Origin of the sequence: Halosegnis rubeus, assembly GCF_009184545.1 — an archaeon.
Classification (GTDB): Archaea; Halobacteriota; Halobacteria; order Halobacteriales; family Haloarculaceae; genus Halosegnis; species Halosegnis rubeus.
Genome location: NZ_QJOW01000002.1, coordinates 144435 through 167765, shown reverse-complemented (window position 1 = coordinate 167765; position 23331 = coordinate 144435). Strand labels below are relative to the sequence as shown.

25 protein-coding genes and 1 pseudogene are annotated in these 23331 nt (G+C 65.8%); 12 read left to right on the top strand and 14 right to left on the bottom strand.

All coding sequences use genetic code 11. The features are described from left to right. Positions 1 to 78 precede the first annotated feature (78 nt). Entirely contained in the window at positions 79 to 744 is a 666-nt protein-coding gene (locus DMP03_RS05425) for a hypothetical protein (RefSeq protein ID WP_152119687.1), read from the top strand. Positions 745 to 749: 5 nt separating this feature from the next. On the opposite strand, the gene DMP03_RS05420 is transcribed toward DMP03_RS05425, so the two are convergent. Further along, positions 750 to 1007, bottom strand: a complete 258-nt coding sequence (locus tag DMP03_RS05420; RefSeq protein WP_152119686.1) for a hypothetical protein — start codon at positions 1005 to 1007, stop codon at positions 750 to 752. Further along, a complete protein-coding gene (locus tag DMP03_RS05415; RefSeq protein WP_152119685.1) occupies positions 985 to 1230 on the bottom strand; it encodes a hypothetical protein in 246 nt (81 codons plus the stop codon). Before DMP03_RS05415 ends, DMP03_RS05420 begins: the two co-directional genes overlap by 23 nt. Before the next feature lie 272 nt (positions 1231 to 1502). Between DMP03_RS05415 and DMP03_RS05410 the strand changes: the two genes are divergently transcribed. After that, on the top strand, positions 1503 to 2531 hold the full coding sequence (locus DMP03_RS05410) for an HNH endonuclease (RefSeq protein WP_197739297.1): 1029 nt from the start codon (positions 1503 to 1505) through the stop codon (positions 2529 to 2531). On the opposite strand, the gene DMP03_RS05405 is transcribed toward DMP03_RS05410, so the two are convergent. Then, on the bottom strand, positions 2532 to 3053 hold the full coding sequence (locus DMP03_RS05405; protein WP_152119684.1) for an archaemetzincin family Zn-dependent metalloprotease: 522 nt from the start codon (positions 3051 to 3053) through the stop codon (positions 2532 to 2534). Positions 3054 to 3092: 39 nt separating this feature from the next. On the opposite strand from DMP03_RS05405, the gene DMP03_RS05400 reads away from it, so the two are divergent. From DMP03_RS05400 to DMP03_RS14900, 4 genes and pseudogenes are all read left to right on the top strand, one after another. Beyond that, entirely contained in the window at positions 3093 to 3491 is a 399-nt protein-coding gene (locus DMP03_RS05400) for a UPF0146 family protein (RefSeq protein WP_152119683.1), read from the top strand. Further along, positions 3491 to 4381 carry a TIGR01548 family HAD-type hydrolase gene (locus tag DMP03_RS05395; RefSeq protein ID WP_152120087.1) on the top strand — a complete coding sequence of 297 codons (891 nt, stop codon included), beginning with the start codon at positions 3491 to 3493 and terminating at the stop codon, positions 4379 to 4381. Before DMP03_RS05400 ends, DMP03_RS05395 begins: the two co-directional genes overlap by 1 nt. Positions 4382 to 4405: 24 nt before the next feature. After that, positions 4406 to 5071 carry an NADPH-dependent F420 reductase gene (npdG, locus tag DMP03_RS05390; protein WP_152119682.1) on the top strand — a complete coding sequence of 222 codons (666 nt, stop codon included), beginning with the start codon at positions 4406 to 4408 and terminating at the stop codon, positions 5069 to 5071. Positions 5072 to 5116: 45 nt separating this feature from the next. Then, positions 5117 to 5557, top strand: a pseudogene (locus DMP03_RS14900) (HPP family protein). A 1-nt stretch (position 5558) separates the two neighbouring features. Here DMP03_RS14900 and DMP03_RS05380 read toward each other — a convergent pair. Further along, positions 5559 to 6581: an NOG1 family protein gene (locus DMP03_RS05380; RefSeq protein ID WP_152119681.1), complete on the bottom strand. Its 1023-nt coding sequence runs from the start codon at positions 6579 to 6581 to the stop codon at positions 5559 to 5561. A 116-nt stretch (positions 6582 to 6697) separates the two neighbouring features. Here DMP03_RS05380 and DMP03_RS05375 point away from each other — a divergent pair, with 116 nt between their 5' ends. Then, the gene (locus DMP03_RS05375; RefSeq protein ID WP_152119680.1) at positions 6698 to 7021 is read left to right on the top strand and encodes an ASCH domain-containing protein; all 324 of its coding nucleotides are present in this window, start codon (positions 6698 to 6700) and stop codon (positions 7019 to 7021) included. Here DMP03_RS05375 and hisE read toward each other — a convergent pair whose 3' ends face one another. Genes hisE through DMP03_RS05355 form a run of 4 tightly spaced genes read right to left on the bottom strand, consistent with a single transcriptional unit; the run spans position 7022 to position 8568 of the window. Next, entirely contained in the window at positions 7022 to 7306 is a 285-nt protein-coding gene (hisE, locus tag DMP03_RS05370) for a phosphoribosyl-ATP diphosphatase (RefSeq protein ID WP_152119679.1), read from the bottom strand. Then, positions 7303 to 7746 carry a bifunctional nuclease family protein gene (locus DMP03_RS05365; protein WP_152119678.1) on the bottom strand — a complete coding sequence of 148 codons (444 nt, stop codon included), beginning with the start codon at positions 7744 to 7746 and terminating at the stop codon, positions 7303 to 7305. Before DMP03_RS05365 ends, hisE begins: the two co-directional genes overlap by 4 nt. A 30-nt stretch (positions 7747 to 7776) precedes the next feature. Continuing rightward, positions 7777 to 8364, bottom strand: coding sequence for a pyridoxal 5'-phosphate synthase glutaminase subunit PdxT (gene pdxT / locus DMP03_RS05360; protein ID WP_152119677.1), 588 nt, complete (start codon positions 8362 to 8364; stop codon positions 7777 to 7779). Between the two features lie 42 nt (positions 8365 to 8406). After that, positions 8407 to 8568, bottom strand: coding sequence for a preprotein translocase subunit Sec61beta (locus DMP03_RS05355; protein WP_075937868.1), 162 nt, complete (start codon positions 8566 to 8568; stop codon positions 8407 to 8409). 33 nt (positions 8569 to 8601) lie between these two features. Between DMP03_RS05355 and DMP03_RS05350 the strand changes: the two genes are divergently transcribed. Both DMP03_RS05350 and DMP03_RS05345 read left to right on the top strand, forming a co-directional pair. Then, positions 8602 to 8934: a thioredoxin domain-containing protein gene (locus DMP03_RS05350; RefSeq protein ID WP_225870730.1), complete on the top strand. Its 333-nt coding sequence runs from the start codon at positions 8602 to 8604 to the stop codon at positions 8932 to 8934. Between the two features lie 37 nt (positions 8935 to 8971). Beyond that, on the top strand, positions 8972 to 9331 hold the full coding sequence (locus DMP03_RS05345) for a rhodanese-like domain-containing protein (RefSeq protein ID WP_152119676.1): 360 nt from the start codon (positions 8972 to 8974) through the stop codon (positions 9329 to 9331). Positions 9332 to 9378: 47 nt separating this feature from the next. Here the strand turns inward: DMP03_RS05345 and yciH are convergent, their stop codons facing one another. The 4 genes from yciH to DMP03_RS05325 are packed head-to-tail and all read right to left on the bottom strand — an operon-like array spanning position 9379 to position 13767. Continuing rightward, positions 9379 to 9672 (bottom strand): stress response translation initiation inhibitor YciH, encoded by a 294-nt coding sequence (yciH, locus tag DMP03_RS05340; protein ID WP_075937865.1) that lies wholly within the window; start codon positions 9670 to 9672, stop codon positions 9379 to 9381. A 50-nt stretch (positions 9673 to 9722) separates the two neighbouring features. Further along, positions 9723 to 11912: a transglutaminase TgpA family protein gene (locus DMP03_RS05335; RefSeq protein ID WP_152119675.1), complete on the bottom strand. Its 2190-nt coding sequence runs from the start codon at positions 11910 to 11912 to the stop codon at positions 9723 to 9725. Beyond that, a complete protein-coding gene (locus tag DMP03_RS05330; RefSeq protein ID WP_152119674.1) occupies positions 11909 to 12838 on the bottom strand; it encodes a DUF58 domain-containing protein in 930 nt (309 codons plus the stop codon). Before DMP03_RS05330 ends, DMP03_RS05335 begins: the two co-directional genes overlap by 4 nt. Next, positions 12835 to 13767: an AAA family ATPase gene (locus tag DMP03_RS05325; RefSeq protein ID WP_152119673.1), complete on the bottom strand. Its 933-nt coding sequence runs from the start codon at positions 13765 to 13767 to the stop codon at positions 12835 to 12837. The genes DMP03_RS05330 and DMP03_RS05325 overlap by 4 nt, the downstream gene beginning before the upstream one ends. 111 nt (positions 13768 to 13878) lie before the next feature. Here DMP03_RS05325 and DMP03_RS05320 point away from each other — a divergent pair, with 111 nt between their 5' ends. Then, a complete protein-coding gene (locus DMP03_RS05320) occupies positions 13879 to 18018 on the top strand; it encodes an Eco57I restriction-modification methylase domain-containing protein (RefSeq protein ID WP_152119672.1) in 4140 nt (1379 codons plus the stop codon). Between the two features lie 122 nt (positions 18019 to 18140). Here the strand turns inward: DMP03_RS05320 and engB are convergent, their stop codons facing one another. Beyond that, entirely contained in the window at positions 18141 to 18761 is a 621-nt protein-coding gene (gene engB / locus DMP03_RS05315; protein WP_152119671.1) for a GTP-binding protein EngB, read from the bottom strand. A gap of 87 nt (positions 18762 to 18848) precedes the next feature. Between engB and DMP03_RS05310 the strand changes: the two genes are divergently transcribed. Both DMP03_RS05310 and DMP03_RS05305 read left to right on the top strand, forming a co-directional pair. Then, positions 18849 to 20153 carry a TIGR00341 family protein gene (locus DMP03_RS05310; RefSeq protein WP_152119670.1) on the top strand — a complete coding sequence of 435 codons (1305 nt, stop codon included), beginning with the start codon at positions 18849 to 18851 and terminating at the stop codon, positions 20151 to 20153. A 59-nt stretch (positions 20154 to 20212) separates the two neighbouring features. Further along, positions 20213 to 20959, top strand: a complete 747-nt coding sequence (locus DMP03_RS05305) for an SIMPL domain-containing protein (RefSeq protein ID WP_152119669.1) — start codon at positions 20213 to 20215, stop codon at positions 20957 to 20959. A gap of 767 nt (positions 20960 to 21726) precedes the next feature. On the opposite strand, the gene DMP03_RS05300 is transcribed toward DMP03_RS05305, so the two are convergent. Continuing rightward, positions 21727 to 23223 carry a carboxypeptidase M32 gene (locus DMP03_RS05300; protein WP_152119668.1) on the bottom strand — a complete coding sequence of 499 codons (1497 nt, stop codon included), beginning with the start codon at positions 23221 to 23223 and terminating at the stop codon, positions 21727 to 21729. Between the last annotated feature and the right edge of the window lie 108 nt (positions 23224 to 23331).

The following is a 23331-nucleotide window of genomic DNA, read 5'->3' as shown; positions in this document are numbered from 1 at the left end:
CGTATTAATATCTGTTGTTGCTAACTGGAATTAACGTGTAGGCTCCACGTTTTTATCCGAACCCGGTGTAGGTCCGGCATGGCTCGCGACGCGTTCCGGACCGGCGTACACAGCCTCGACAGAGCACTCGGCGGCGGCATCCCGCCGGGGTCGCTCGCGGTCGCGCTCGGCGACGCGGCGAGTGCGGTCGAACTCCTCGGCTACCGGACGGCCGTGGCGACCGACCTAGACACCCGCTATCTGACGACGATGCGGACGCCGGCGACGGTGCGAGCTGCCATCGGCGACGCCGCCAGCGCCGGCCGGACGTTAGGCGACCTCGGACCGGCCCGCGCCGAGACGGTCGACATCCGACAGGTCGGCGTGGCCGGGGAGTCGGCCGACGTATTCCACCCCTCCCTGGGCGAACACGATGCCGTCGTCGTCGACTCCTTTCGCGACATCCTCGCGACCGACGGCTGGCGCGACGCGTTCACCGCCGTCCGCGATCACGTCCGCGAGCGCGACGGGTTGGCGCTGCTCGTGCTCGATGCCGACCCCGACGGGGCACTCGACCGCCCGGTCCGGCAGGTGTGTCGCGCGGCCGACGCCGTCTTCGAATACCGCGCCGACCGCGCGACGGAAGACACTCTCACCGCCCGGAAGGTACGCGGCCTCGCGACCGAGGTACCGGTCTTGCCGGTGACCGTCTCGTTGGAGGTCGGTCGCACCCTCCACCACGACCCCGACCGCGGCCACCAGTGAGGGAGTCACCGCTGCCGCGGTGCCGGCGCGTGTGCAGTGTGGACGACACGGGCGACGAGCAGCCCACCGAACAGCCCCGCGACGGCGAACAGGCTCCCGGTCGTGAGGAGCGCGACCGCCAGCGTCGCCAGCCACGCGTCGGGAGCCGTGACGCCAGCGGCGACGAGCCGCGTCGCGACGTAGCCGGTCGTCGCACCGAAGCTACCGACGAGCGTCGCGCCGGCGAGCGAGGGGCGCACGTCAGACCACCGGCGGGTGACCATCGGTAATCGCCCGCCACACCGCGAGTGCGACGGTCAGTGTCAGGGCCGTGGTCCCGAGGACGAGCAGTCCGACGAGGGTCGCGAGTACGGGCCGTCCACCGGCGACGTACTCGTACAACAGCACGACTGAGCGATACAACACCACGGCGGGGGGAGCCGTGAATGCGCCGACGCCCACGACGCCGCCGGCGAGATTCCACAGGCGAGTGAGTAGGGGGAACATCTGGTATCGAACCGGGCCGGGGAACGCGACTCCGGTGACGGCAGTTCGGCCCGATGAATAAATATCTGTCTTTTCATCGTGGAATTTTCGACAGTTGCGGCGTACACGCCACGAGTGAGACGGCCCAGTGGACGGATTTTTGCCCGCGCACGCCACAGTGGCTGGTGGTGGCGGTGACGACAGTTACCCCCTCCGAGCCCCGTGTGACGAGGTCGTTCCTCCGAGCCACCATCTCCCGGAAGATCTACACCACTCGCCCGTGACCGACGGGTGTGAGCCGCTGGCGCAACGCCGTCCGGGCCGAACTCCTCCGCTACCGGGCGAGCACCGACCAGACGCGCGTCACCCGCCAGACGCTACTTCGCCAGTCGCTCGACGCCCTCCGCGAGCGGTTTCCAGACGCGACGACGCCGGAACAGACGCTAAGCCGCACGCTACAGGAGCTTCGCGACCGCGAGGAAATTTCCTTCGACGACGACGACGGCGTCTACGAGATACAGGGACTCGCGCCGCCGTTCGACGCCGGCGAGACGTACACCTGCGTCCGCATCCACGACCACTACGGCGGGAAGCGACAGGCCGGTATCGCGCCGTCTGCCTCCTACCCGTTCGTATTCTTGTTTTACGCCGCGGGTAACGACTACGGCTACGAGGACGGCTTCGACGGCGACACCTTCGTCTACACCGGCGAGGGTCGCACCAGCGACATGGAGCTAACGCACGGAAACAAAGCGATTCGCGACCACGCAAGCGACGGCCGTCACCTGTATCTGTTCGAGATGGCCGACGCCGGCGAGGTGAGCTTCGTCGGCGAGTACGCGTACGCCGACTACTTCAGACAGGAACTGCCGGACGCGACCGGCGACCGCCGGAGCGCGCTCCGGTTCGAGTTGAGACCGGTCGCGACAGACCGCGACGCTCAGACGGTTCCGGACCTCGGCGACGAGCAACTCGAACGGCTGTACGAGGAAGCGACCGGGAGCAACGGAGACAACGAGGGGCGCGAGCAGACGCGGACGACCACCACGACGTACAGCCGGTCGGCGGCGGTCCGGTCGTTCATCCGGGCGTACGCCGACGGCGTCTGTGAAGGCTGTGACGAGCCAGCACCGTTCCGTGCCGGTGACGGCGAGCCGTATCTCGAAGTGCACCATCTCCACCGGCGCGCCGATGGGGGTGCAGACGACCCGAGCAACGTCGTCGCGCTGTGTCCGAACTGCCACCGGCGACGCCACTACGGGCGTGACGGCGACAGCTTCAACGGGAATCTCATCGCGTACGTGGAGTCGCGACCGTTCTGATTACAGGACCTGCCGCGAGCAGGAGCCACAGAAGTTCTGCGTCTTCTGGTCGACCTCGCGCACGGTGGGGGAGAAGCTCATGACGCATTTCTTCTCGTCGCAGTGTTCGAGCCCGAGTGTGTGGCCGATCTCGTGGACGACCTCCTTGCGGACGCGGTCGGTGAACACTTCCTCGGGGGACTTCGTCGCGCTGCCGCCGTCGGAGGCGGTCTGGAGCCGGTTGGTGGAGATGACGCTACCGTTGCCGGAGAGATACGCCAGCCCGAAGACGTAGTTGCGGCGGCGGTAGTAGAGGTCCTGTGTGGTGATAGCGATGTTCTTCGTGCCGGAGCCGACCCGCGCTGCGAGCTCGATGAACTCCTCGGCCCGGTACTGATTTCGGGCCTCGTCGAAGGCGGATTCGGGGAGGGGTTGACGGTCGTGGAGTGTCACCTCGGCGTCGTAGACGGCGCGAAGCCCGGAGGAAGCTTCCCGCTTCACCACAGGTGAAACAGCTCCGACCGGCACGATATCGACGTGCATACCAAACAGTTAGGCGACATCGGAAGTAAGGTTTCCGCCATGACTCCCTCTCGACTCGCAGACGCGCTCGCAGCCGCCGCGAGCCGCGCGGTCGAGGTGGGTATCGGCAACCGCACCGAGGTTGCCGCTGCGGTCGCCGCGTCGGGCGCAACGGTGACGGCGACGGACGTGGTGGTGCGCACCGTCCCGGAGGGCGTGGGCTTCGTCCGCGACGACGTGACCGACCCCAACCCTGCGGTGTACGCCGACGCCGATGTCGTCTACGCGCTGAACTGCCCGCCGGAGCTACAGCGCCCGCTCGTGGCCGTCGCACGCGGGGCAGGGGCACGGTGGGCGTTCACCACGCTGGGCGGTGACCCGACGCTCGTGGACGCGCGCCCGAAAACACTGCCGCATGAGACGCTATTTATCCCTCCCGAGCCGAACGGTCGCGTATGATAAACGCGGACGCGGTCGTGCTCGACATCGACGGTGTGCTCGTGGACGTTGCCGACTCCTACCGGCGCGCCATCGTCGAGTCCGTCGGGCGCGTGTACGACGACACCATCGACCGCGGCTCCATCCAGCCGTTCAAGAACGCCGGCGGCTTCAACAACGACTGGGAACTCACCTACGCGGTCGCGCTGTACGTGTTAGCGCGCGACGCCGGCTTCCCGCTCTCCGTGGAGACGTTCACCGAGAAAATCGCCGCCTCCGGCGGGGGGCTGGCCGGCGCGGAGACCGTCGTCGCCGACCACCTCGACCCTCACTCGCGGGAGGCAGTGTACGCCGACTGGGACCGCGACCGCCTCCGCGACGTGTTCCAGGAGCTGTATCTCGGGAGCGACCGCTACCGCGACCTCGAGGGCGGCGAACCGACGCTCGACACGCCGGGGTATATCCACGACGAACCGACCATCCTCACTGCAGAGACGCGCGAGGCCCTGACGACGGAGTACGACGTGGGCGTCGTCACGGGACGGCCGGCCGCGGAGGCCGATATCGCACTCGACCGCGTCGGTCTCGACCTCCCCGACGAGCACCGGTTCACGATGGACGACCCCGCGCCGGGCAAACCCGACCCGACCGCGCTTGTCACGTTGGCGGAGCGATTCGACGCCGAGACCGTCGCCTTCGTCGGCGACACCCTCGATGATATCGAGACGGCCACGAACGCCGACGCGACCGACGACCGCACCTACCACGGTATCGGGGTGTTGACCGGCGGACTGACGGGGGAGCCGGGCCGTCAAAAGTACGAACAGGCCGGCGCGAGCGCCGTCATCGACTCCGTGAACGACCTGCCCGCGCTGCTCGCCGGCGAGGTTGGTCGGTCTCACAACGCTTAGGCGCGCGCCGCCGTGAATGGGGGTATGCGAATCGCACTGCTTGGCGGCACCGGCGACATCGGGAAGGGACTCGCGCTCCGGTGGGGCCACGACACAGACCACGACATCATCCTCGGCTCACGCGACCCCGAGAAGGCGCGTGCGGCCGCAGACGAGTATCAGGAGACGCTCGCAGAACACGGCGTCGAGACGAAGATTACGGGGTTCGTCAACGAGATGGCGGCCGACCGGGCCGACGTGGCCGTCCTCGCCGTCCCCGCCTACCACGTCACCGACACCGTCGAGGCGGTCGCCGAGAAGCTCGACGACACGGTGCTCGTCACGCCGGCCGTCGGGATGAAGCGCGACGACGACGGCTTCCACTATAATCCACCGCCGGCCGGCTCCGTCTCCGCGCTCGCTGCCGACGCCGCCCCCGACGAGGTGTCCGTCGTCGGCGCGTTCCACAACCTCGCCGCGGCCGGACTCACCGACCTCGACACCGAGTTCGACTGGGACACGCCGGTCTTCGGTGACGACGACGGCGCGAAGGCGACGGTGATGGAGCTTGCAGCCGAAATCGAGGGGCTGCGTCCGCTCGACGTGGGCGGGTTGGCGAACGCCTCGGAGGTCGAAGCGCTCACGCCGCTGCTCATCAATCTCGCGAGCGAGAACGAGGGACTCCACGATCTCGGCGTGAAGTTCTGGTAGGGTCGGCGACCGAGCGCACTCGTCGGTGCGGCCCGGGTCGCCACGCTGTTCGTCCCGCTCGCGCTCGTCGTGTGGCTTTCGGGATTACCGTTCGTCTTCCCGAGTCTCGGCCCGTCGGCGTACGTGCTCGCCGTGAGTCCCGACGCCGACACGAGCCAACCGAGCCGCGTCTTCGGCGGTCACCTCATCTGACTCGCTGTCGGGCTGGTCTCCTATCACCTGCTCGCGTCGGGGCTCGTCCTCACGACACAGCCGGTCGCCGGGTCGCTCGCGGGTGGGCGACTCGCCGCGAGCGCGTTCCTCGCCGTCCTCGGCACGACCGCCGGAATGGTGGCGAGCGACTACCGGCACGCGCCGGCGTGTGCGACGACGCTCATCGTCTCGCTGGGGCTGTTGACGACACCGCGCGAGGCAGCTGTCGTCATGCTCGCTGTGGGCGCGCTGCTGGCGACCGAGGTCGGACTCAGGCGGGGCGCTCGTCGGTAGCTCAGCCGTCGTACGGGAGTTCGAACTCATAGCCCACGGCCTCGACCGCGGCATCGAGCACCGCCTCGACGCCGTCGTCGGTCTCGACGCTCATGTAGAGGTCGGCGTCCATCTCGCGGGACTCGTCGCTCTTGTTGCAGACGGTGAGCACGGGGATTCCGTCCTCGGCGTCGTCGACAGGCGAGTCGCCGACGGAAGGTTCCGCGAACAGCTCCTCGATTTCGTCGCGTAGTTCCAGTTGCGATTCGAGCGGGTATCCGCAGTTCCCGCTCGCGTCGGCGATGAAGAGGACGGCGTCGGCCAGATGGACCAGCGCGCTGACGGCCTGTGACTCGATGGCGTTGCGCTCCTCGGCGGGTCGGTCGAGCACGCCCGGCGTGTCGACGAGCTGGTAGCGGATGCGCTCGCGTTCGAAGTGACCGACCCGAAGCTGGCGGGTCGTGAACGGGTACGTCGCCACCTCGTTCGACGCGCGCGTGACTCGGTTGACGAACGACGACTTCCCGACGTTGGGGTAGCCGGCGACGACGATGGTCGGCTCGTCCGGCCGAATATCGGGGAGCGTGCGGAGTTCCTCGCGCGCGTCGGCGATGGCGAGCAGGTCGTCCTCGACGGACTCGGTCACGTCCGCAAAGCGGGCGAAGGCCTGCTTGCGGAGTTTGCGTGCCGTGTCGGGGTCGGCGTTGCGGATGCGGCCGTGGTACTCCTGTTTGATGTTCTCGACCTGTCGGGAGGCCCACATCACTTCGTTGAGGTGCTGGCGGAGCGCGTCCACGTCGAGGTCCTCGCGCGCGACGATGGCGTCCGCGAGGTCGCGGTAGAACGGGTCCACGAGGTCGAAATCCGGCCACGAGGTGACGACATTGCCGAGATTGTCAGAGAGGATGTTGCCCGCGGTCTGGAGCATCGACTCCTGGGCTTCGATGCCGTGTTTGGCGTTGCCCGCGCGTGCGGCCCGGGAAAACGCCTTGTCGATGAGCTCCTCCGACCGAGGGGTGGTGGGGAGCGACTCGAAGATAGTCATTACCCACCCTACCCTATCGACGCGTAAAACACGTTCGTTGGGGCCTCAGCCCGTGTGTGTCGCGTTCACAGCGCGAGCGTGGCGAGGTTTTTGTCCCGGGCGACCCAACGACGGGTATGGCAGAAATCGACGCCGGCGATCTACTTCCGAACGAGCGCGTGATGGATGCGGTCGCAGATGGCGAAATCACGCAGTTGACCCGCGGTGCCGGGACTCGCTACGCCGACGAGGGCGACACCTTCGTCGTGGACGGTGACAGCTTCACCGTCGTCGAGATCGAGGAGCGGAAGCTCGGCGACATGACCGATGGCGACGCCGAACGCGAGGGGTCGCCGTCGCTGTCGGCGTACAAGTCGCGGATGAAACGCGCCCACCCCGGTGGCTTCGAGTGGGACGACGACGCGGACGTGCTCACGTACCGGTTCGAACCGGCGGAGTAGTCAGCGCCGCTCCAGTTCCTCAAGGAGGTCGTCCAAATCGAGCTCCTGCATCGACAGCAGGACGAGCAGGTGGTAGACGAGGTCGGCGGACTCGGCCGCGAGCTCCTCGCCGTCGTCGTCTTTCGCGGCGAGAATCGTCTCCGTCGTCTCCTCGCCCAGCTTCTCCAGCACGTAGTTTTGGCCCTTCTCGTGAGTGAACAGCCGGGTGGTGTAGGAGTCGTCGGGCAGCTCGGCTTTGCGCGATTCGATGAGGTCGAACAGCTCGCGGAGGGTGTCGTCGGTCATTCGGTGACCGCACGAATGTCCCGCAGGTCGGTGAACGCATCGGTCTCGCGCTTGCCGGCGTCGAACACCGACCGGGCGACGGAGATGGGTGCGCCGGTCCGGGCCGCAAGCGCGAGCGAGTCGGAGGGGCGCGCGTCGAGCGTGACCGACCCGCGGGGCGTCGCCAGCCGGAGTTCCGCGATGTAGGTCCCCTCCTCCAGTCCGGTTATCTCGACTGCTTCGACGCGGCCGCCGAGTTCCTCAACGGCGTCAAGCAGGAGGTCGTGGGTGAACGGCTGGGGCGTGTCCTCGGCGTCGAGTCCACGGCGAATCGCCAGCGCCTTCTCGAAGGCGACGAAGATGGGGAGCACGTCGGTCGTGTCGGCGACGCCGACGAGGACGACCGGCACCTGCCCGGAGGGCGTGTCCGCGACGTGTACGCCGTCGATAGCTGCGTCCATACCCGAGAGAGGGGCGCTGGCGGGAAGTGGTTACCCCTCGGCGAAGAAGGCGAGTTCGTGGATGCGGGCGTCCTCGGTGAGTTCAGGGTGGAACGCCGTCGCGACAATCGGGCCGTCCTGGACGGCGACGACGCGGTCGTCCCACTGCGCGAGGACCGACACGTCGGGGCCGACGGAGTCGATTGCCGGCGCGCGGATGAAGACGGCCGGGAACGGCGAGTCGAGGCCCGTCAGGTCGAGCGGGGTCTGGAAGGAGTCGGCCTGCCGCCCGAAGGCGTTGCGGTCGACGGTCACGTCGAGCAGGTCGAGGGTGGCGACGCGGTCGTCTTTGGCGTCGGCCGCGAGGACGATGAGACCGGCACACGTCGCGAGAATCGGTTTGTCGGCCGCGGCGTGAGCGCGAATCTCCTCGTCGATGCCTTCCTCGGCGAGCAGCGTTGAGATTGTCGTCGACTCGCCGCCGGGAATCAACAGGAGGTCACAGTCGGGGACGAGCCCGGCGTCGCGAATCGTCACCACCTCGACGGTTCGGTCGTGGCGGGCGGCTGCCTTCTCGATGGCGGCGGCGTGTTCCGACACATCGCCCTGGACGGCGATGACGCCGGCTGTGAGAGTCATACGCGAGGGTAAGAACGACGGCGAGAAAAGCGCGCGGGTCCGTTATGCCAGCGCGTTCAGGACGATGACGAGGACCCCGAAGAGGAGCCCGAACATGACGACCGTCTGTGGGGCAATCGTCGGCGTGTTGCGGTCTTCGCTGTCGAAGTACCGGACGAGTCCCGCAGACGACATCAGGCCGCCGGAGTTTTGTCCACTGCTCATACTATACACTCCGAGCGCAGGAACCTAAGCGTTGTGTCATGGGCCGAGAGCGCCAGCCGCGAAAGGTTTTACACCGCGGCTCGTCTACGCCAGATAGGCATGAGTGTCAATCTGAAGGACTTCTACGCGGACTGGTGTGGTCCGTGTAAGACGCAAGACCCGATTCTCGAAGAGATCTCCGAGGATTACCCGGAGGTCGGTTTCGAGAAGGTGAACGTCGACGAGGACCAAGAGACTGCAAACGAGTATCAGGTCCGCTCGCTCCCGACGCTCGTCATCGAGAACGACGACGGTATCGTCGAGCGGTTCGTCGGCGTCACCCAGCGCGACGACATCGAGAGCGCCCTGCAGAAGGCGGGCGCGTAACCCGGTCGCTTTTCTCTCCGCTGCGCGTACCGACGGTATGGACGGCGAAGTCACTCCCGCAGAGCTATCTGAACTGCGCGACAGCGAAGATCCGCGCATCATCGACATCCGGTCGCCCGTCGCCTTCGACCGGAGCCACATCCCCGGCAGCGAGAACATCCCGTTCCCGGAGCTGTCTGGTCGCATCGAGGAGCTGAACGGCACCGACCGCATCGTCACCGTCTGTCCACACGGCAAGTCCTCGGTACAGGCCGCTCGCCTCATCGACTCCTACGAGGGGGCGAGTGGCCGCGTCGAGTCGCTCGAATCCGGACTCACCGGCTGGGAGCAGGCAGGTTACGAACTGGAGTCGTCCGGGCCGAGCGACGAGGGGCCGAGCGCGGAGCCGCCCTTCTGACCCACCTGTCGCTGGCCGAGTCGAGAAGACGAACGACAGAGAGAGTGTTAGGCGACGTTGAAGCCTTTGTCGCGGAGGAAGTCCTCCACACGGCCGGTGTGGTTCCCCTGGAGTTCGATCTGGCCGTCCTCGACCGTCCCTCCACAGGCGAACTTGGATTTGAGGTCCGACGAGAGTGAATCCACATCCACGTCCTTCGGGTCGAACCCTTCGATAATCGTTACCTCCTTCCCGTAGCGGCGCTCGTCAATGCGGATTGTGATCTCTTGGGACTCCTTGGCGACGTCCTCACAGACGCAGAGTTCCTGGGGCAATCCACACGTCGAGCAGACTTCCGACATTACGCAAAGACCTACAGAACGGCGCTATTAAACACTGTCGGGAGCGGCGGTCACGAGCCGACAACGACAGCCGCGAGCTCGACTGCGTCGTCGGCGTCCGACTCGCTCGCCGTCTCCGCGTACATCGCCCGCTCGTACAGTCGCGCGAGCCGCTGGAACGGCTCGTCGCCGACGGCCGCGGCGTACTGGCGGACGGTCTCGTCGGGCCGGCGCGTCCGCGTGCGCGCTTCGAGCGCGTACTCGGCACGCGCGTAGGCGCGCTCGACATCTTCGAGTGGAGAGTTGCGCGGCTGATAGCGGAGCCACACGGCCCGGTAGGCGAGTTCGTCGATGCCCGCGAGCCGGAGGGCGGCGACGCCGCCGGCGAGTGCGACGACCGCGAGTGCGGCCTGCTCGCTGGTGACCGACCCGGCCGCGCCACCGGGGGTCGGCGTCGGTGTGGTCGGGTCGGACTCCGAGAGACCCGGCGGTGCCACGCCGCTGCGCTGTGGAATCGCCGTCGCCGTTCGGTCGCCGGACGATACCGTGGTTTCCGGGGTGGCCGTCGGGGTCGGCGTCGGCGACCACTCGCCCGGTCCCGTCTCGTTGGTGTCGACGTTGTCCTCGTCGGAGAGGCGCGCCTGTTCGAGTCGCTGCTGTTCGTTGAGTCGGCGGGGGCCGGCCGGCGTCGGGTCGAACTGCTGCCAGCCGTAGCCGGGAAAGTACACCTCGACCCACGCGTGGGCGTCGAAGCCGCGCACGACCCACGACGACTCGCCGACCCGTTCGCCGGGCGTGTAGCCGACCGTGAACCGTGCGGGGATGTCTTGCGTCCGGAGCATCGCGACCATCGTCGTCGCGAAGTAGGTACAGTAGCCGGCGTCCATCTCGAAGAGGAACTGGTCGGCGATGTCACCGCCCGGTCGGTCCACGTCGAGCGAGTAGTCGCGGTTCGCTTCGAGCCACGCCTCAACTCGGTTCGCGACATCGTAGGCGGTCGCGGCGTCGCCGACGATATCGGCCGTGCGGTCGGCAACCCGCGACGGGAAATCGCCCGGAAGCGCGAGATACCGCTGTTCGATGCTGTCGGGATACTGCTCGGGCGCGGACCGGAGGTCCGCCGGCGTCGCCTCTGAACGGGCCGAGGTGACGGTGTACGACTCGTCTTCCCGGAGCGAGCGCGTGGGCGCGAGGCTGCCGTCCTGGTACGCGTCGACGCTCGCGGGTACGTCGACCTCGACGGGCTTCCACAGCGCCGGGAGCCGGCCGAGCTGTCCGGCGAGGGTGACCTCCTGTCGGACGCGTTCGGCGGGTCCCGGCGGCGGGGCTGTAGTGCCGTCGTACGGCTCCGTCTCGCCGGTTCGGATCCAGCCGCGCCCGGAGTAACGGTCGAAGGAGAGCGCACGCCAGTAGCCGACCCGCTCGCTTTCGATCCGGAATCTGACCGTCGGCGAGAGCGAAATCGATCCCTGGATCTGGAGCGACTCGCTGTCGGCGAGCAGATTCGCCTCGGTCGTGGTCGCGTCCCCGCCGAACCCGCCGAGTCCGTCGCCGCCGACGCCGGCACGCTCGCTCGGCACCACGTCAAGGACGGACGCGCCGACGACCGCACCCCCCAGACCGACGAGTACGGACCGGCGGCTCGCGTCGACGGCCGTCGGCGTCGCCTCGACGGTGCCGAAGCCGGCCGCGGCGGCCACCCCGACCGCACCGAGTAAGGTGGTCGTCGCGCCGGCGTCGCCGGTCAACACGAGTAGCCCGAGCGTGCTCCCGGCGACGGCCGCGCCGGCGACGTAGCGGCGACGCACCGCGAGATACCACGCGAACACCGTCGGTGCCGGCGTCAACGTCAGCGCCCAGATGTCCGCGTTGATGATGCGGAGAATCGACATCCCGGTGAGCAGCGACACCGTGTCGCCGACGAACGGTCCCAGGTTCTCGCCGAGCGCGACAGTCGCGGGGAGCGAGGCGACGTACTGTTGGGTGCCGACGGCAACCAGCGCGAGGAAACAGACGAGCGCCCACCGCGGCCGGACGAGTCTGGCGAGGGCCGTCCCGCCGGCGAGTGAGAGGGCCGCCAACACCGGGACCGACCCCGAGCCGTCGGCCACGACGACGATACGGTCGAGCACGGCGAGATACGTCAGGATGACGAGCAGGACCCCGCCGGTCGCGAGCACTCTGTCGGGGCGGTCTACCTCGAACAGCGTCCGCACTCGACCCTCGGGGAGTCGCCCGCGCGGTCGTTCGCGACCGCTCATGCGTTTGCCCCCGTGAGTTCGGTAAACGTGAACGACTCCTCGGCGATGGTGATGGTCGTCTCCTCCGTCGCCGCGTCGATTCGAACGTCGCCCTCGTCGGCCGGCCGCCCGGGACCGGCACGAGCGAGCAGCGCCAGCATATCGGTGCGGGCCGTCGGCCCGCGGCGTTCCGGGACCCGGCCGTTGGGCGCGACCAGCCCGACGGTGAGTCCGCGGTCGAGTAGGTGGACGGCGACGCTCGCTGCGGCGGTCGCCATCGCGTCCGCGCTGTCGGCGTCACTCGCCGCGACGATGGTGATACCGCCCTCGTCGGGAGCGGCGTACTCCGTGACGACGAGTTCCCCCGGTTCCCGTTTCGCCGACGACGGCCAGTGGACGTTCCGGAGCGGGTCACCGGGGACATACTCGCGAAGCGAGGCGAACGCGTCCCGTTCGGGCGACCCGGCCTCGTCCACCAGGCCGGCGAACCGTCGGGACGGAGCGAGCGGCTCGACGGCCGGATAGACGAGCAGGTCCGTCGGGTCGCCGCGCTCGGCCGTGCGCGAGAGCAGTCCGAACACGTCGGTCTCAGTCGTCGTCGCCGGACCGAGTCGGCCGACGCCGCGTTCCGTGAGCTCGACGCTGTACCCGTCGGGACGGTCGCCGCGGCGCGCGAGTCGCTCGCCGACGCTGTCGGTGACGGTCACCGGGCCGGCGCCGTCAGTTCGGAGGGTGATATCCCGCGTCTCTCCCGGAAAGCCGGGGGTCGGCTGTGACCGCGTGACCGTCGGCGGCGCGCGCCGGCGGAGCGAGAGCCACCCGTAGCCGACGGCGACGAGCGCCGGCATCACGACGGCGTTCAGCGACCGCGGACCCGCCGTCAGCCCGGCCCACAACGCGACGACGACGAGCGCGAGCGTCGCGTAGCCACGCCGCGTCGGTCTCATCGCTCGACGGGCACCGCCTCGAGTGCCGACGCCACCACGTCTCCGGGGTCGCCCTCGCCGCGGGCCACGCGAATCCGGTGGGTGAACACCGGTCTCGTCTCCTGTTGGATGTCGTCGGGGAGGACGTAGTCGCGGTCGTTCAGGACGGCGCGACCCTGTGCGGCCTGCAACAGCGCGACCGACCCCCGCGGCGAGACGCCGAGTTGCGCGTTCTCGCGCGTGTAACCCGCCAGCCGAGTGACGTAGTCGCGAACCTCCTCGCTTACCGTCACCTCGGCGGTCGTTGTTTGGGCGGCGACGAGGTCTTCGGTCGTCGCGACCGGCTCCAGGGTCTCGATTGGGTGTTCGCCGACCACGCGGCCGAGAATCTCCGTCTCGTCGTCGGGGTCGGGGTAGCCGAGCGAGAGCTTCACCGCAAACCGGTCGAGTTCGGCGGCCGGAAGCTCGTAGGTGCGGTCCCGCTCCACGCTGTTTTGGGTCGCGACGACGAAGAACGGCTCCGGCAGCGTCCGGGTCGTCCCGTCGGCCGTTACCTGTTGCTCCTCCATCGCTTCGAGCAGCGCGGCCTGCGTCTTCGGCGGCGCGCGATTGATCTCGTCGCCGAGGACGACGTTCGCGAACACCGGCCCGGGCCGGAACTCGAACGTCTGATCGGCCTGGTCGAAGACGTTGACGCCGGTGATGTCCGCCGGGAGCAGGTCCGGCGTGAACTGGACGCGCTTGAACTCACACTCGAAGGAGGTGGCGACAGCGCGCGCGAGCATCGTTTTCCCGACGCCCGGGACGTCTTCGAGCAGGACGTGGCCGCGACCGAGCAGCGCGACGACGAGATGTTCGATACTGTTCTCGTTTCCGACGATGACCTCTCCGATGTTGTCGATGACGCGGCGAGCCGTCTCGCCAGCCGTCGCGGTTGTGTGCTGGCTCATCGTGGCTCGGCCATGCGGAGGGATGGCATTAGCCGAACGGTGGAGCCGCTGTACCGTAAGTTTGGTCCCGGGGAGGGGGATTTTATGTCAGCGGGCGACCGGGATAGGACAATGACCCAGACGGCGATTTCCGGGAACTACTACAACGCCAATCTCTTCTCGAACTACTATCTCGACGAGCGAATCTACGGGCTGGACGAGTGGGACTGTGACGACACAGCCCGCGAGGCGATGGAGGAGTTACAGGACCTGTACGAGCGTGAGCGTGACCAGTTTGCGGGCCGGAAGGAAGACCAACACATCAGCCGGTGGATTGAGCCGGTGTTGGAGACACTGGGCTTTGCGCATGCGTCGGAGGCGACACTCCCAAGCGGTGGCGGGTACGTCGACCGAACACTGTTCGGGTCGGACGACGAACTACTGGCAGCCGAGAACGGCGACAGCGAGACCTTCTTCGCCCGGTCGCTCGCCCTGTTAGAGGCAAAGCAGTGGGGCCACGACTTCGAGGCCGAGTTCGGAACCGACCGGCAGTATCGCAACGCCTCCCACCAAATCAAGCATTATCTCGAACAGACGCCCGACGAGGTCGGGTGGGGAGTCCTCACGGACGGGAAGAAGTGGCGGCTGTACGGAACCAAGGAGTACGAGGCGCGGACCTACTACGAGGTCGACCTGCCCGAACTGCTGGAGCGTGGAAACCTGGAGGCGTTCAAGCGGTTTTTCGTCTTCTTCCGGGCGGAAGCGTTCCGTGCGGTCGGTGAGACGACGTTTCTCGACCGCGTGTGGGCGGAAAGCGAGACGGCCGCACAGGAACTCGGCGAGGACCTCCAAGACAACGTCTTCACCGCACTGCGCGTGCTCGGTGAGGGGTTCGTGGAGTCGAACGACCTCGACATCGACCCCGGCGACGAGGAGGCGCTCGCGGAACTGAAAGAGCAGTCGCTCGTCTTACTGTACCGGCTGATGTTCGTCTCGTACGCCGAGTCGCGCGACCTGATACACCCAGAAGGCGAGGAGCGCGCCGAGTACGAAGAGAACTTCTCGTTCGGCCACCTTCGGGAGACAGTCAAGGAGACGGTCGATTCTGGTGAGACGTTCGCGTCCGGCTTCAGCACCTACTCGGACTCGATGTGGTCGCGGCTTTCGCGACTGTTCGACCTCGTGGACAGCGGCGAGGACGCACTCGGGATTCCAGCGTACAACGGCGGGCTGTTCGACCCGATGAAACACGCGTTCCTCGACGAGCATTCGGTGTACGACCGGTGGCTCGCCGAGGTGGTGTATCTCATCTCCACGACGGACTCGGAGACGAGCGACGAGGTCGTGTTCGCCGACTACGCCGACCTCGACACCCGGCATCTCGGCAGCATCTACGAGGGGCTGCTCGAACACGAGTTCCGTATCGCCGGTGAACCCCTCGCCGCGGTGGCCGACGACGGCGGGCAGACGTGGAAGCCGGCGGACGAGGTCACCGTCGCCGACGCCGTGGAGACGGTCGACCCGGGTGAACTCTACGTGGTGAACGACGACGGCGAGCGGAAGGCCACCGGCGCGTACTACACGCCCGACTACGTCGTCACCTACATCGTCGAGGAGACAATCGACCCGCTGCTGGACGAGATTCGCGCCGACCTCAACGCCGACGGACTCGAATCCGGCGACCCGCAGTACTACGCGCGGTTTCACCGCCGCGTCCTCGATTTGACCGTCCTCGACCCGGCGATGGGGTCGGGACACTTCCTCACGAAGGCGACGGAGTATCTGGCCGAGGCCGTGATGGAGGAGTCGCGTGAACTCGCCTCCGCCGGTGGAATCGACGAGCAGGCGGTGCGGCGTGAAATCTCGAAGGAGTGCATCTACGGCGTCGACCTCAACGGGATGGCCGTCGAGCTCGCGAAGCTGTCGATGTGGCTGGAGACGCTCGCGACGGACCAGCCGCTCGCCTTCTTAGACCACCATCTCAAGTCGGGCAACTCACTCGTCGGCTCGGATATCGAGACCATCGAGGGGCTGGAATCCGACGCCAGCGACGACGCCGACACGCAGTCGTCGCTCGCGGAGTTCGGAGCCACCCGCGCCGGGACCATCGAGCGACTGATGGACATTTATCAGGAGTTCCTCGCCATCGAGAACGAGGATATCGAGGACGCCCGCGAGATGGAGCGCAAATACCGCGAAATCGAGCAGGACGACCTCCGCCAGCGGCTCGTCGGCATGGCGAACGTCGCCACCGCCGAGGATTTCGGCGTCGACGTTCCCTCCGGCGCGTACGAGCGCATGGCCCGGTCGCTCGAAGCCGACGACGAGTGGGCCGAAGTCGAACAACAGGACTGGTATCAGACCGGCCAGTCGCTCGCCGAGGAACACGACTTCTTCCACTGGAAACTGGAGTTCCCCGAGGTGTTTTACGATAGAGACGGTGGGATGGCCGAACGAAGTGGCTACGATGCTGTTGTCGGGAATCCGCCGTATGTACGTATTTACGGAGATCGTTTGCCAGATGAGGTCGTTGAATACTATCGAACAGCGTACGAATCAGCGTATAAGAAATTTGACCTATATATCTTGTTTTTGGATATATCTCTAGATTTACTGCATCACGAAGGATTCACTTCACAGATTGTTCCTGATAAATTTCTCAACACACCCTACGGCGAGAAGCTTCGAGACAAGATATATCAGACATCGGATATCCAATCCATCCTTGATTTGAGAGATACGAGTGTGTTCAAAGATGCTTCGGTCTCTAATGTTATTCCAGTATTCACCAAGCAGAGAACAGCGAACTCAAAAATATCAATCCGAGAGAAGGAACACACCACGTTCCCAGAGGTGAATCGTGCCGATATAAATTTGCTCACAACGGGGACTGAGAACACGATTCGGCTCCGTGTAGAACAGGGGGATATCTCAATTCTCGATAGAATCAGCAAGAAATCAATTCGCTTTGACGATGTTTATTACGTGAACTGGGGGCTCCGAACGGGAACTGCTGAGAAAACGAATAAGTATGTTGTCAAGGAGACGGACGACCCACGAGCAAAGCCGATGATACGAGGGCAAGACGTTGCAGAGAGATATCGACTTTTACCCCCGTCAGAGTATGTGATTTACGCGCCAGAGGATTTCTACAATCCGATGTTTCCAGAGCTGTTTGAGAATCCTAAGCTGGTCTTTAGGAAGATAAGTGGTGAAGGTATTATGGCAGTTGTTGACGAGAGCGGTTACTACTGCTTCTCAACGCTGATTCCCTGTGTGAATATCAGAGAAGTATCGCATATTGACCGTTCGGGAATACCAAATGAAACACCCGAATCAAGCGAATATGACGACCCATACTTTGCACTCGCAGTAGTTAATTCAAATCTGACAGCTTGGTACTACCACAAGACCCTATCCGATGAACTGAGTGTGGTTCCGGGCCATGTGAGCGAACTACCACTACCTGAGGTCGAATTTGGGACGGGGAGAATCACCGAGCAAGAATTGGAACAAGTACATAATCAGACTATTTCTGGGAAGTTCCAAGAAATAATTGATAGAGTTACTCCGGATGGCAGCAATTCTGTTGTATCGAATGAGACCACATACCGCGTTTTATCATACTCTGCCCGAAAAATTTCGAAATATCAAGATGCATACGTCTCACTCAATCTCCACCTCCCCGACTACCTCGGCAGCTACAACGATGGCCCCACTCTCGCCGACCTGAGTCCGATGCCGCCGTCGGGACTCGCCGACAGTGTGTTGACGAAGGGGATGGGCGACGTGGAGCAGTACGAGACGGTTCGGGCGACCGAGGCGACCGTCGAACGCACCGGGAACCGGGTGACGGTGTCGCTGGTCCCGTACGTGAAGCCAATCGAGAGCGAGCGCGACGAGTACGAGACGAACACGCACGACTATGCCACCCTCGACCCTGTGCCGGCGATGGAGTTTCACGACGTGGACGACGACCTCGCCGCGCTCCTAGAAGCGTTCGTCCCCTACGCCGTCGAAGAAGAGAAGGCGGGGTATCGCGACGGCACGACCAAGACCATCTCGCTGCTCGACCGACTCGAAGACCTGACGCTCCCGGCTATCGAGGACGTGCGCGACGGCATCGAGCGCTACGAGCAGGCGACGGAGCGCGCGGCGGAGCTGGACGAGCAAATCGAGCGCACCGACGACCTCATCGACGAACTGGTGTATGACCTCTACGGACTGACCGACGAGGAAATCGAGATCGTCGAGCAGGCGGTCGGAGAGTAAGCCGGGCCAGCATCCGCTCGCGGAGCGAGCGGTTCACCGCGCCGAAGGCGCGGCTGCGGCTTTTGGTGCAGATTTTACCGACGAGCGGTGCGCTTCGCGCACCCGAGTCGGTAAAAGGTGCGTTAGAAGAACTTGAACAGGTCGTCGCGTTTCGCCTCGTGCAGATGATGCCGGACGGCCTGATTCAGCGCGTCGATGTTCCCCGTCTTCGCCGTAATCGGGGCAATCGTCTCGCCTTCCCACTGTTTCCACGGCGGAAAGAGACCGAACCGGTCACAGATGTCGTTGAGTCGCTCGTCGCGGTCGTCGACCTTGTCCATCTTGTTGACCGCGAGCACGACCGGAATCCCGAGTTCGCGACAGAAGCCGAACATCTCGACGGTGTGGGGTATCTCGTCGGGCCCGGAGTGGCGGTCGATGATATCGACGGCGGCCTTCCCGTCGAGGACGATGACCCCGCAGAGAATCTTGTCGGCGTGTTCCTCCAGATATTGGACGATGTGGGTCTTGATGTCGTCCTGTACGTCGTCGGGGACGCCGGCCATGAAGCCGAAGCCGGGGAGGTCCGAGATGACGAAGTCCTCGCTGGTCCAGTCGTAGTGGTTGGGCTGGCGAGTGACGCCCGGCTTCTGGCCGGTGTCGAAGGTGTGGCCCGTGATTTCGCGCATCAGGGTCGATTTCCCGACGTTGGAGCGGCCGATGAGGACGACCTCGGCGTCACGGTCGGGGCGAGAATCGAACATACCACCCGTAGCGGGGCGAGGGGGATAACGCTCGTGGAGTCGGCCGGGGAGAGGCGGCTTTTTATTCGCGCGTTACGAGGCGTGAGCGTGCGACTCGTACAGGTGACGATTCCGGCGGGCAAACGCGACGCGCTGTTATCGGTGCTCGACGACGAGGGAATCGATTACGTCGTGACCGACGAGACCAGCGGGCGCGAGTACGTCGGCGTCGTCTACTTCCCGATACCGACGGTGGCCGTCGAGCCGGTGCTCGAATCGCTGCGCGAGGTCGGCATCGACGACCAGGCCTACACCGTCATCCTGACGGCCGAGACGGTCGTCTCCCGGAAGTTCGACCAGCTGAAAGAGAAGTACGAGGAAGACCAGGGGAGCGACGACCGCATCGCGCGCGAGGAGCTCCAGGCCCGTGCCGAGGACCTCGCCTCCTCCCTCCCGACGTACGTCGTGATGACGGTCGTGTCGGCGGTCATCGCGACGGCCGGCCTCCTGCTCGATTCGCCCGCGACCGTCGTCGGATCGATGGTCATCGCGCCGCTCATCGGGCCGGCGATGGCCGCCGCCGTCGGCAGCGTCGTCAACGACGACGAGCTGTTTGCTCGGGGCGTCCGGATGCAGGCGCTCGGGGGGCTCCTCGCCGTCGTTTCCGCAGCCGCGTTCGCTGCACTCGTCAACGGCTTGAATCTCGTGCCCGCGTCGCTCGACCCCGCGACCATCGGACAGGTGCGGGAACGACTGAATCCGGATTTCCTCTCGCTGGCCGTGGCGCTCGGCTCCGGTATCGCCGGGGCCGTCTCGCTGACGACGGGCGTCTCCTCCGCGCTCGTGGGTGTGATGATCGCCGTCGCGCTGGTCCCGCCGGCCGCGACCGTCGGAATCGGCATCGCCTACGGCAGCCCCGTGATGGCCGTCTCCTCGGGCGTGTTGGTCGTCGTGAATCTGCTCTCGATTAACCTCGCCGCGCTCGGCGTGTTGTGGTACGCGGGCTACCGACCCGCCGGTCTGTTCCACGAGGACAACGCCCGCGCCGCGACCATCCGCCGGGTCGCTGCACTCGCCGGGATTATCCTCCTGCTGTCGGCGTTTCTCGGCGGCGTCACCTACGACACCTACCAGACCTCCGCCGTCGAATCGGACATCGAGGGTGAGGTCGCCGGGCTGTTCGCCGACGACGGCGCGTATCCCGACCTCACCGCGTTCGAGACGGTCGTGAGCTTCGAGCCGCGCGACCCCGTCTTCCTCCTGCACGACGCCTCCTCGGTCGTCGTCACCGTCGGCGTCCCGCCGGGCGGGGAGACGGCGGGATTGACGGCCGCCATCGAACGGGAAGTGTCAGCCGTCGTCGACGCCGACACCGAGGTAGAGGTGCGCTACGTTTCCTACGAACGGGCGTAGCTCAAATCTCTCTTTGAGTTATCAGCGTGGTTATCTAACCAGGTGTCCTACCGAGGTGTATGCGCAAACAGACACTCGCTACCGTGGCCGTCGCAGTCGCCGTGCTCCTCGCCGGGGGCGGTCTCGCCGCGGCCGTCTCGTCGAACGACCAGCCCGCACAGCCCGCGACCCAACAGTCGAGTGACGCCCCGACCGTCACCGTGACCGGGGTCGGTGACGCAGAGGCCGCGGCCGACCGCGCCGTCGTCGCCGTCACCGTCGAGGCAACCGCCGACAGCGCGAGCGAGGTGCGTGAGGCCCTCGCCACCGACGCCGACGGCATGCGCGGTGCTCTCGCCGACGCGGGTATCGACGGCGACCAGCTTCGCACGGCTCGCTACGACATCTCACGCAACTACGAGAGCCGCGAGAATCCCGACGCGCCCGCCTACCGCGGCCAACACAGCTTCGAGATTCGGCTGAGTGACACCGACGCCGTCGGAACCGCCATCGACGCCGCCGTCGACGGTGGCGCGAGCTACGTCGAGAACGTGCGCTTTACTCTCTTCGAGGAGACACGACAGGAGCTTCGCACGCAGGCGCTCGCCGAGGCGATGGAGACGGCCCGCGGTGAGGCCGAGACGCTTGCCGACAACGGCGGTCTCGAACTCACCGGCACGGCCGATATTTCGACCACGACCGACTACAACCGCCCCGTCGCTTACGCCGCTGACAGCGGTGGTGCGGGCGCGGCGACCAGCATCGACGCCGGTCCCGTGAGCGTCTCTGTCACCGTACAGGTCACCTACGACGCCCAGAACGTCTAGAGTTCGATTTTCGTTCTTTCGTCTTCTTCGCTGATTTTCTCGTCCTTCGGTTGTTTGGCTGGCGTCCGGTATTTTGACACTACGGCGCTTTGTGGTGTGGGTTCGACAGCACCGCGACCACTCTCAATGCTTGGCATCGGGGAAACAGCACCGCGACCACAGCGGTCGTGTCGCGCCACGAGGGCGCGACGGACCGCCCGCTCGCGTGTCGCTTCGCTCCCGCTCGCTGGCCCGTGGCCGTCGGCCACTCTCCCAACCCTTCCCCACGACGCACACGGCTTCGCCGGTGCGTCAGGCCACCGCACGGTTGCCCAGTCAAGCAACGCAGTGCGGTGGCGTGAGCCGGCGCGCCTTGTGCGCGCCCGTCGTCGCGAGGTCGTCGCGAGGGCACCGAGCGACAGCTTGTCAGCGCGTGTGCTGACAGTGGATAAACGAGCGCAGCGAGTGAATCGGCTGGGGAGGCGTGAGGGCGGTGTGGTTGGGTGGAGTGAAAGGGGTCCTGAAGTCTGCCATGGCAGACTTCAGGGTCAGCAAGACGCGCAGCGTCTTGCACAAACGGGCGTGTCGCGTTCGCGTGGTCGGGTCCGTGACCACTCTCGACGAGAACGAACGTGAGCGAGAGATGTCACGGAGCGACCGCGACACGCCCGGGGCTTTCAAGATAATCTCAGCTACGTAGCTGAATCCACCAAATGACGCGACCAGGACTTTCGGCTAATTCATGAAAAAAGTCAATCAAAATATCCGAATTCCCACTTAGCGCAGTCCTACAAGTCGTACAGGTCAGAGAACTTCGCGTCAGCGTAGTCGATGAACGCGTCGGCCGAGAACTCCTCGCCGGTCGCGCGCTTCACGAGTTCGTTCGTGGTGTAGCGCGCCCCGTGCTGGTGGACCTCCTCGGTGAGCCACTCGTGGAGCGCGTCGAACTCCCCGTCCGCGAGCTGTGCGTCCAATCCGTCGATATCGGACTCGGCCGCGTCGAACAGCTGGGCGGCGAGGACGGAGCCGAGCGAGTAGGTCGGGAAGTAGCCAAAGGAGCCGTGTGCCCAGTGGATGTCCTGCAGACAGCCCTCGGCGTCGGTGTCGGGCGTGACGCCGAGATACTCCTCCATCTTCGCGTTCCACGCCTCGGGCACGTCGGCCACGTCGAGGTCGCCCGAGAGGAGGTCGCGCTCGATTTCGAACCGGAGGATGATGTGCATGTGGTAGGTGAGCTCGTCGGCCTCGACGCGAATCAGGTTGTCCGGATACACCTGATTGGCCGCCTCGTAGAGTTCCCGTCCCGAGATGTCCGTGCCGAGGTCGTCGTTCACGAGGTCGACGTAGCTCGACAGGAACGACGCCGAGCGGCCGACGTGATTCTCCCAGAGCCGAGACTGCGACTCGTGGACCGTCAGCCCGCGGTTCTGGCCGAGCGGCGTGCCGTACGCCTCGCGCGGCAGCCCGAGGGTGTAGGTGGCGTGGCCGAACTCGTGGATGACCGAGCCGATGGAGCCGACGGGGTCCTCGTTGTCAAAGCGCGTCGTCACGCGGGCGTCGAACTGCGTGCCCGACGAGAACGGATGCGGGGCCGTGTCGAGTCGGCCGTGCTCCTCGGGGTAGCCGAGATACTCGAGGGTCGACTCCGCGAGGGAAAACTGGTCATCGTCGGAGTAGGTCCCGTCGAACGGGGTAGCGAGGTCGGCGTCGGTCTCGTTTAGCTCGTCGATGAGCGGAATCAGGGCGTCACGGAGCTGTTCGAGCACGTCCTCGGCGACCGAGAGGTCGAGCCACGGCTCGTAGTCGGCGAACAACACCTCGTAGGTGTCGGTCTCGGGGTCGATGTGGTTGGCGTACTCGCGCTTGAGTTCGAGGAGCGTCTCGACCTGCGGGGCGAACGTCTCCCAGTCGTCCTCGGCTTTGGCTTCCTTCCAGATTGGGAGGGCGTTCGAGGTCTCCTCGGAGATGCGCTCGACGAGGGATTTCGGCACCTTGGCGGCCCGGTCGAACTCGCGGCGAATCTCGCGGACGACGGCCGCCTGCTCGTCGGAGAGGTCGGCGTCCTCGGCGGCGTTCAGGTCGGCTTCGAACTCGTCGCTCGTCAGGATGTCGTGGCGGGCACCTGAGAGCGCGGAGGTCTGCTTCGAGCGGGCGGGCGTGCCACCTTCCGGCATCACGACCTCTTGATCCCACGAGAGGACACCCGCGGCGTCACCGATGTAGGTGGCGCGTTCGTACCGTTCGAGGAGGGAATCGTACGCGTCGGGGCTGTCGTCGGCTGACATACCCGATTCGTGGTGGGCGACGGTAAGAAAGCCGGCGGTTCGCGTCTCGCCCAGACGCGGGCACAGACTGGCGACACGACGCTTTTCTTCCCCCCGAACCGAACCACG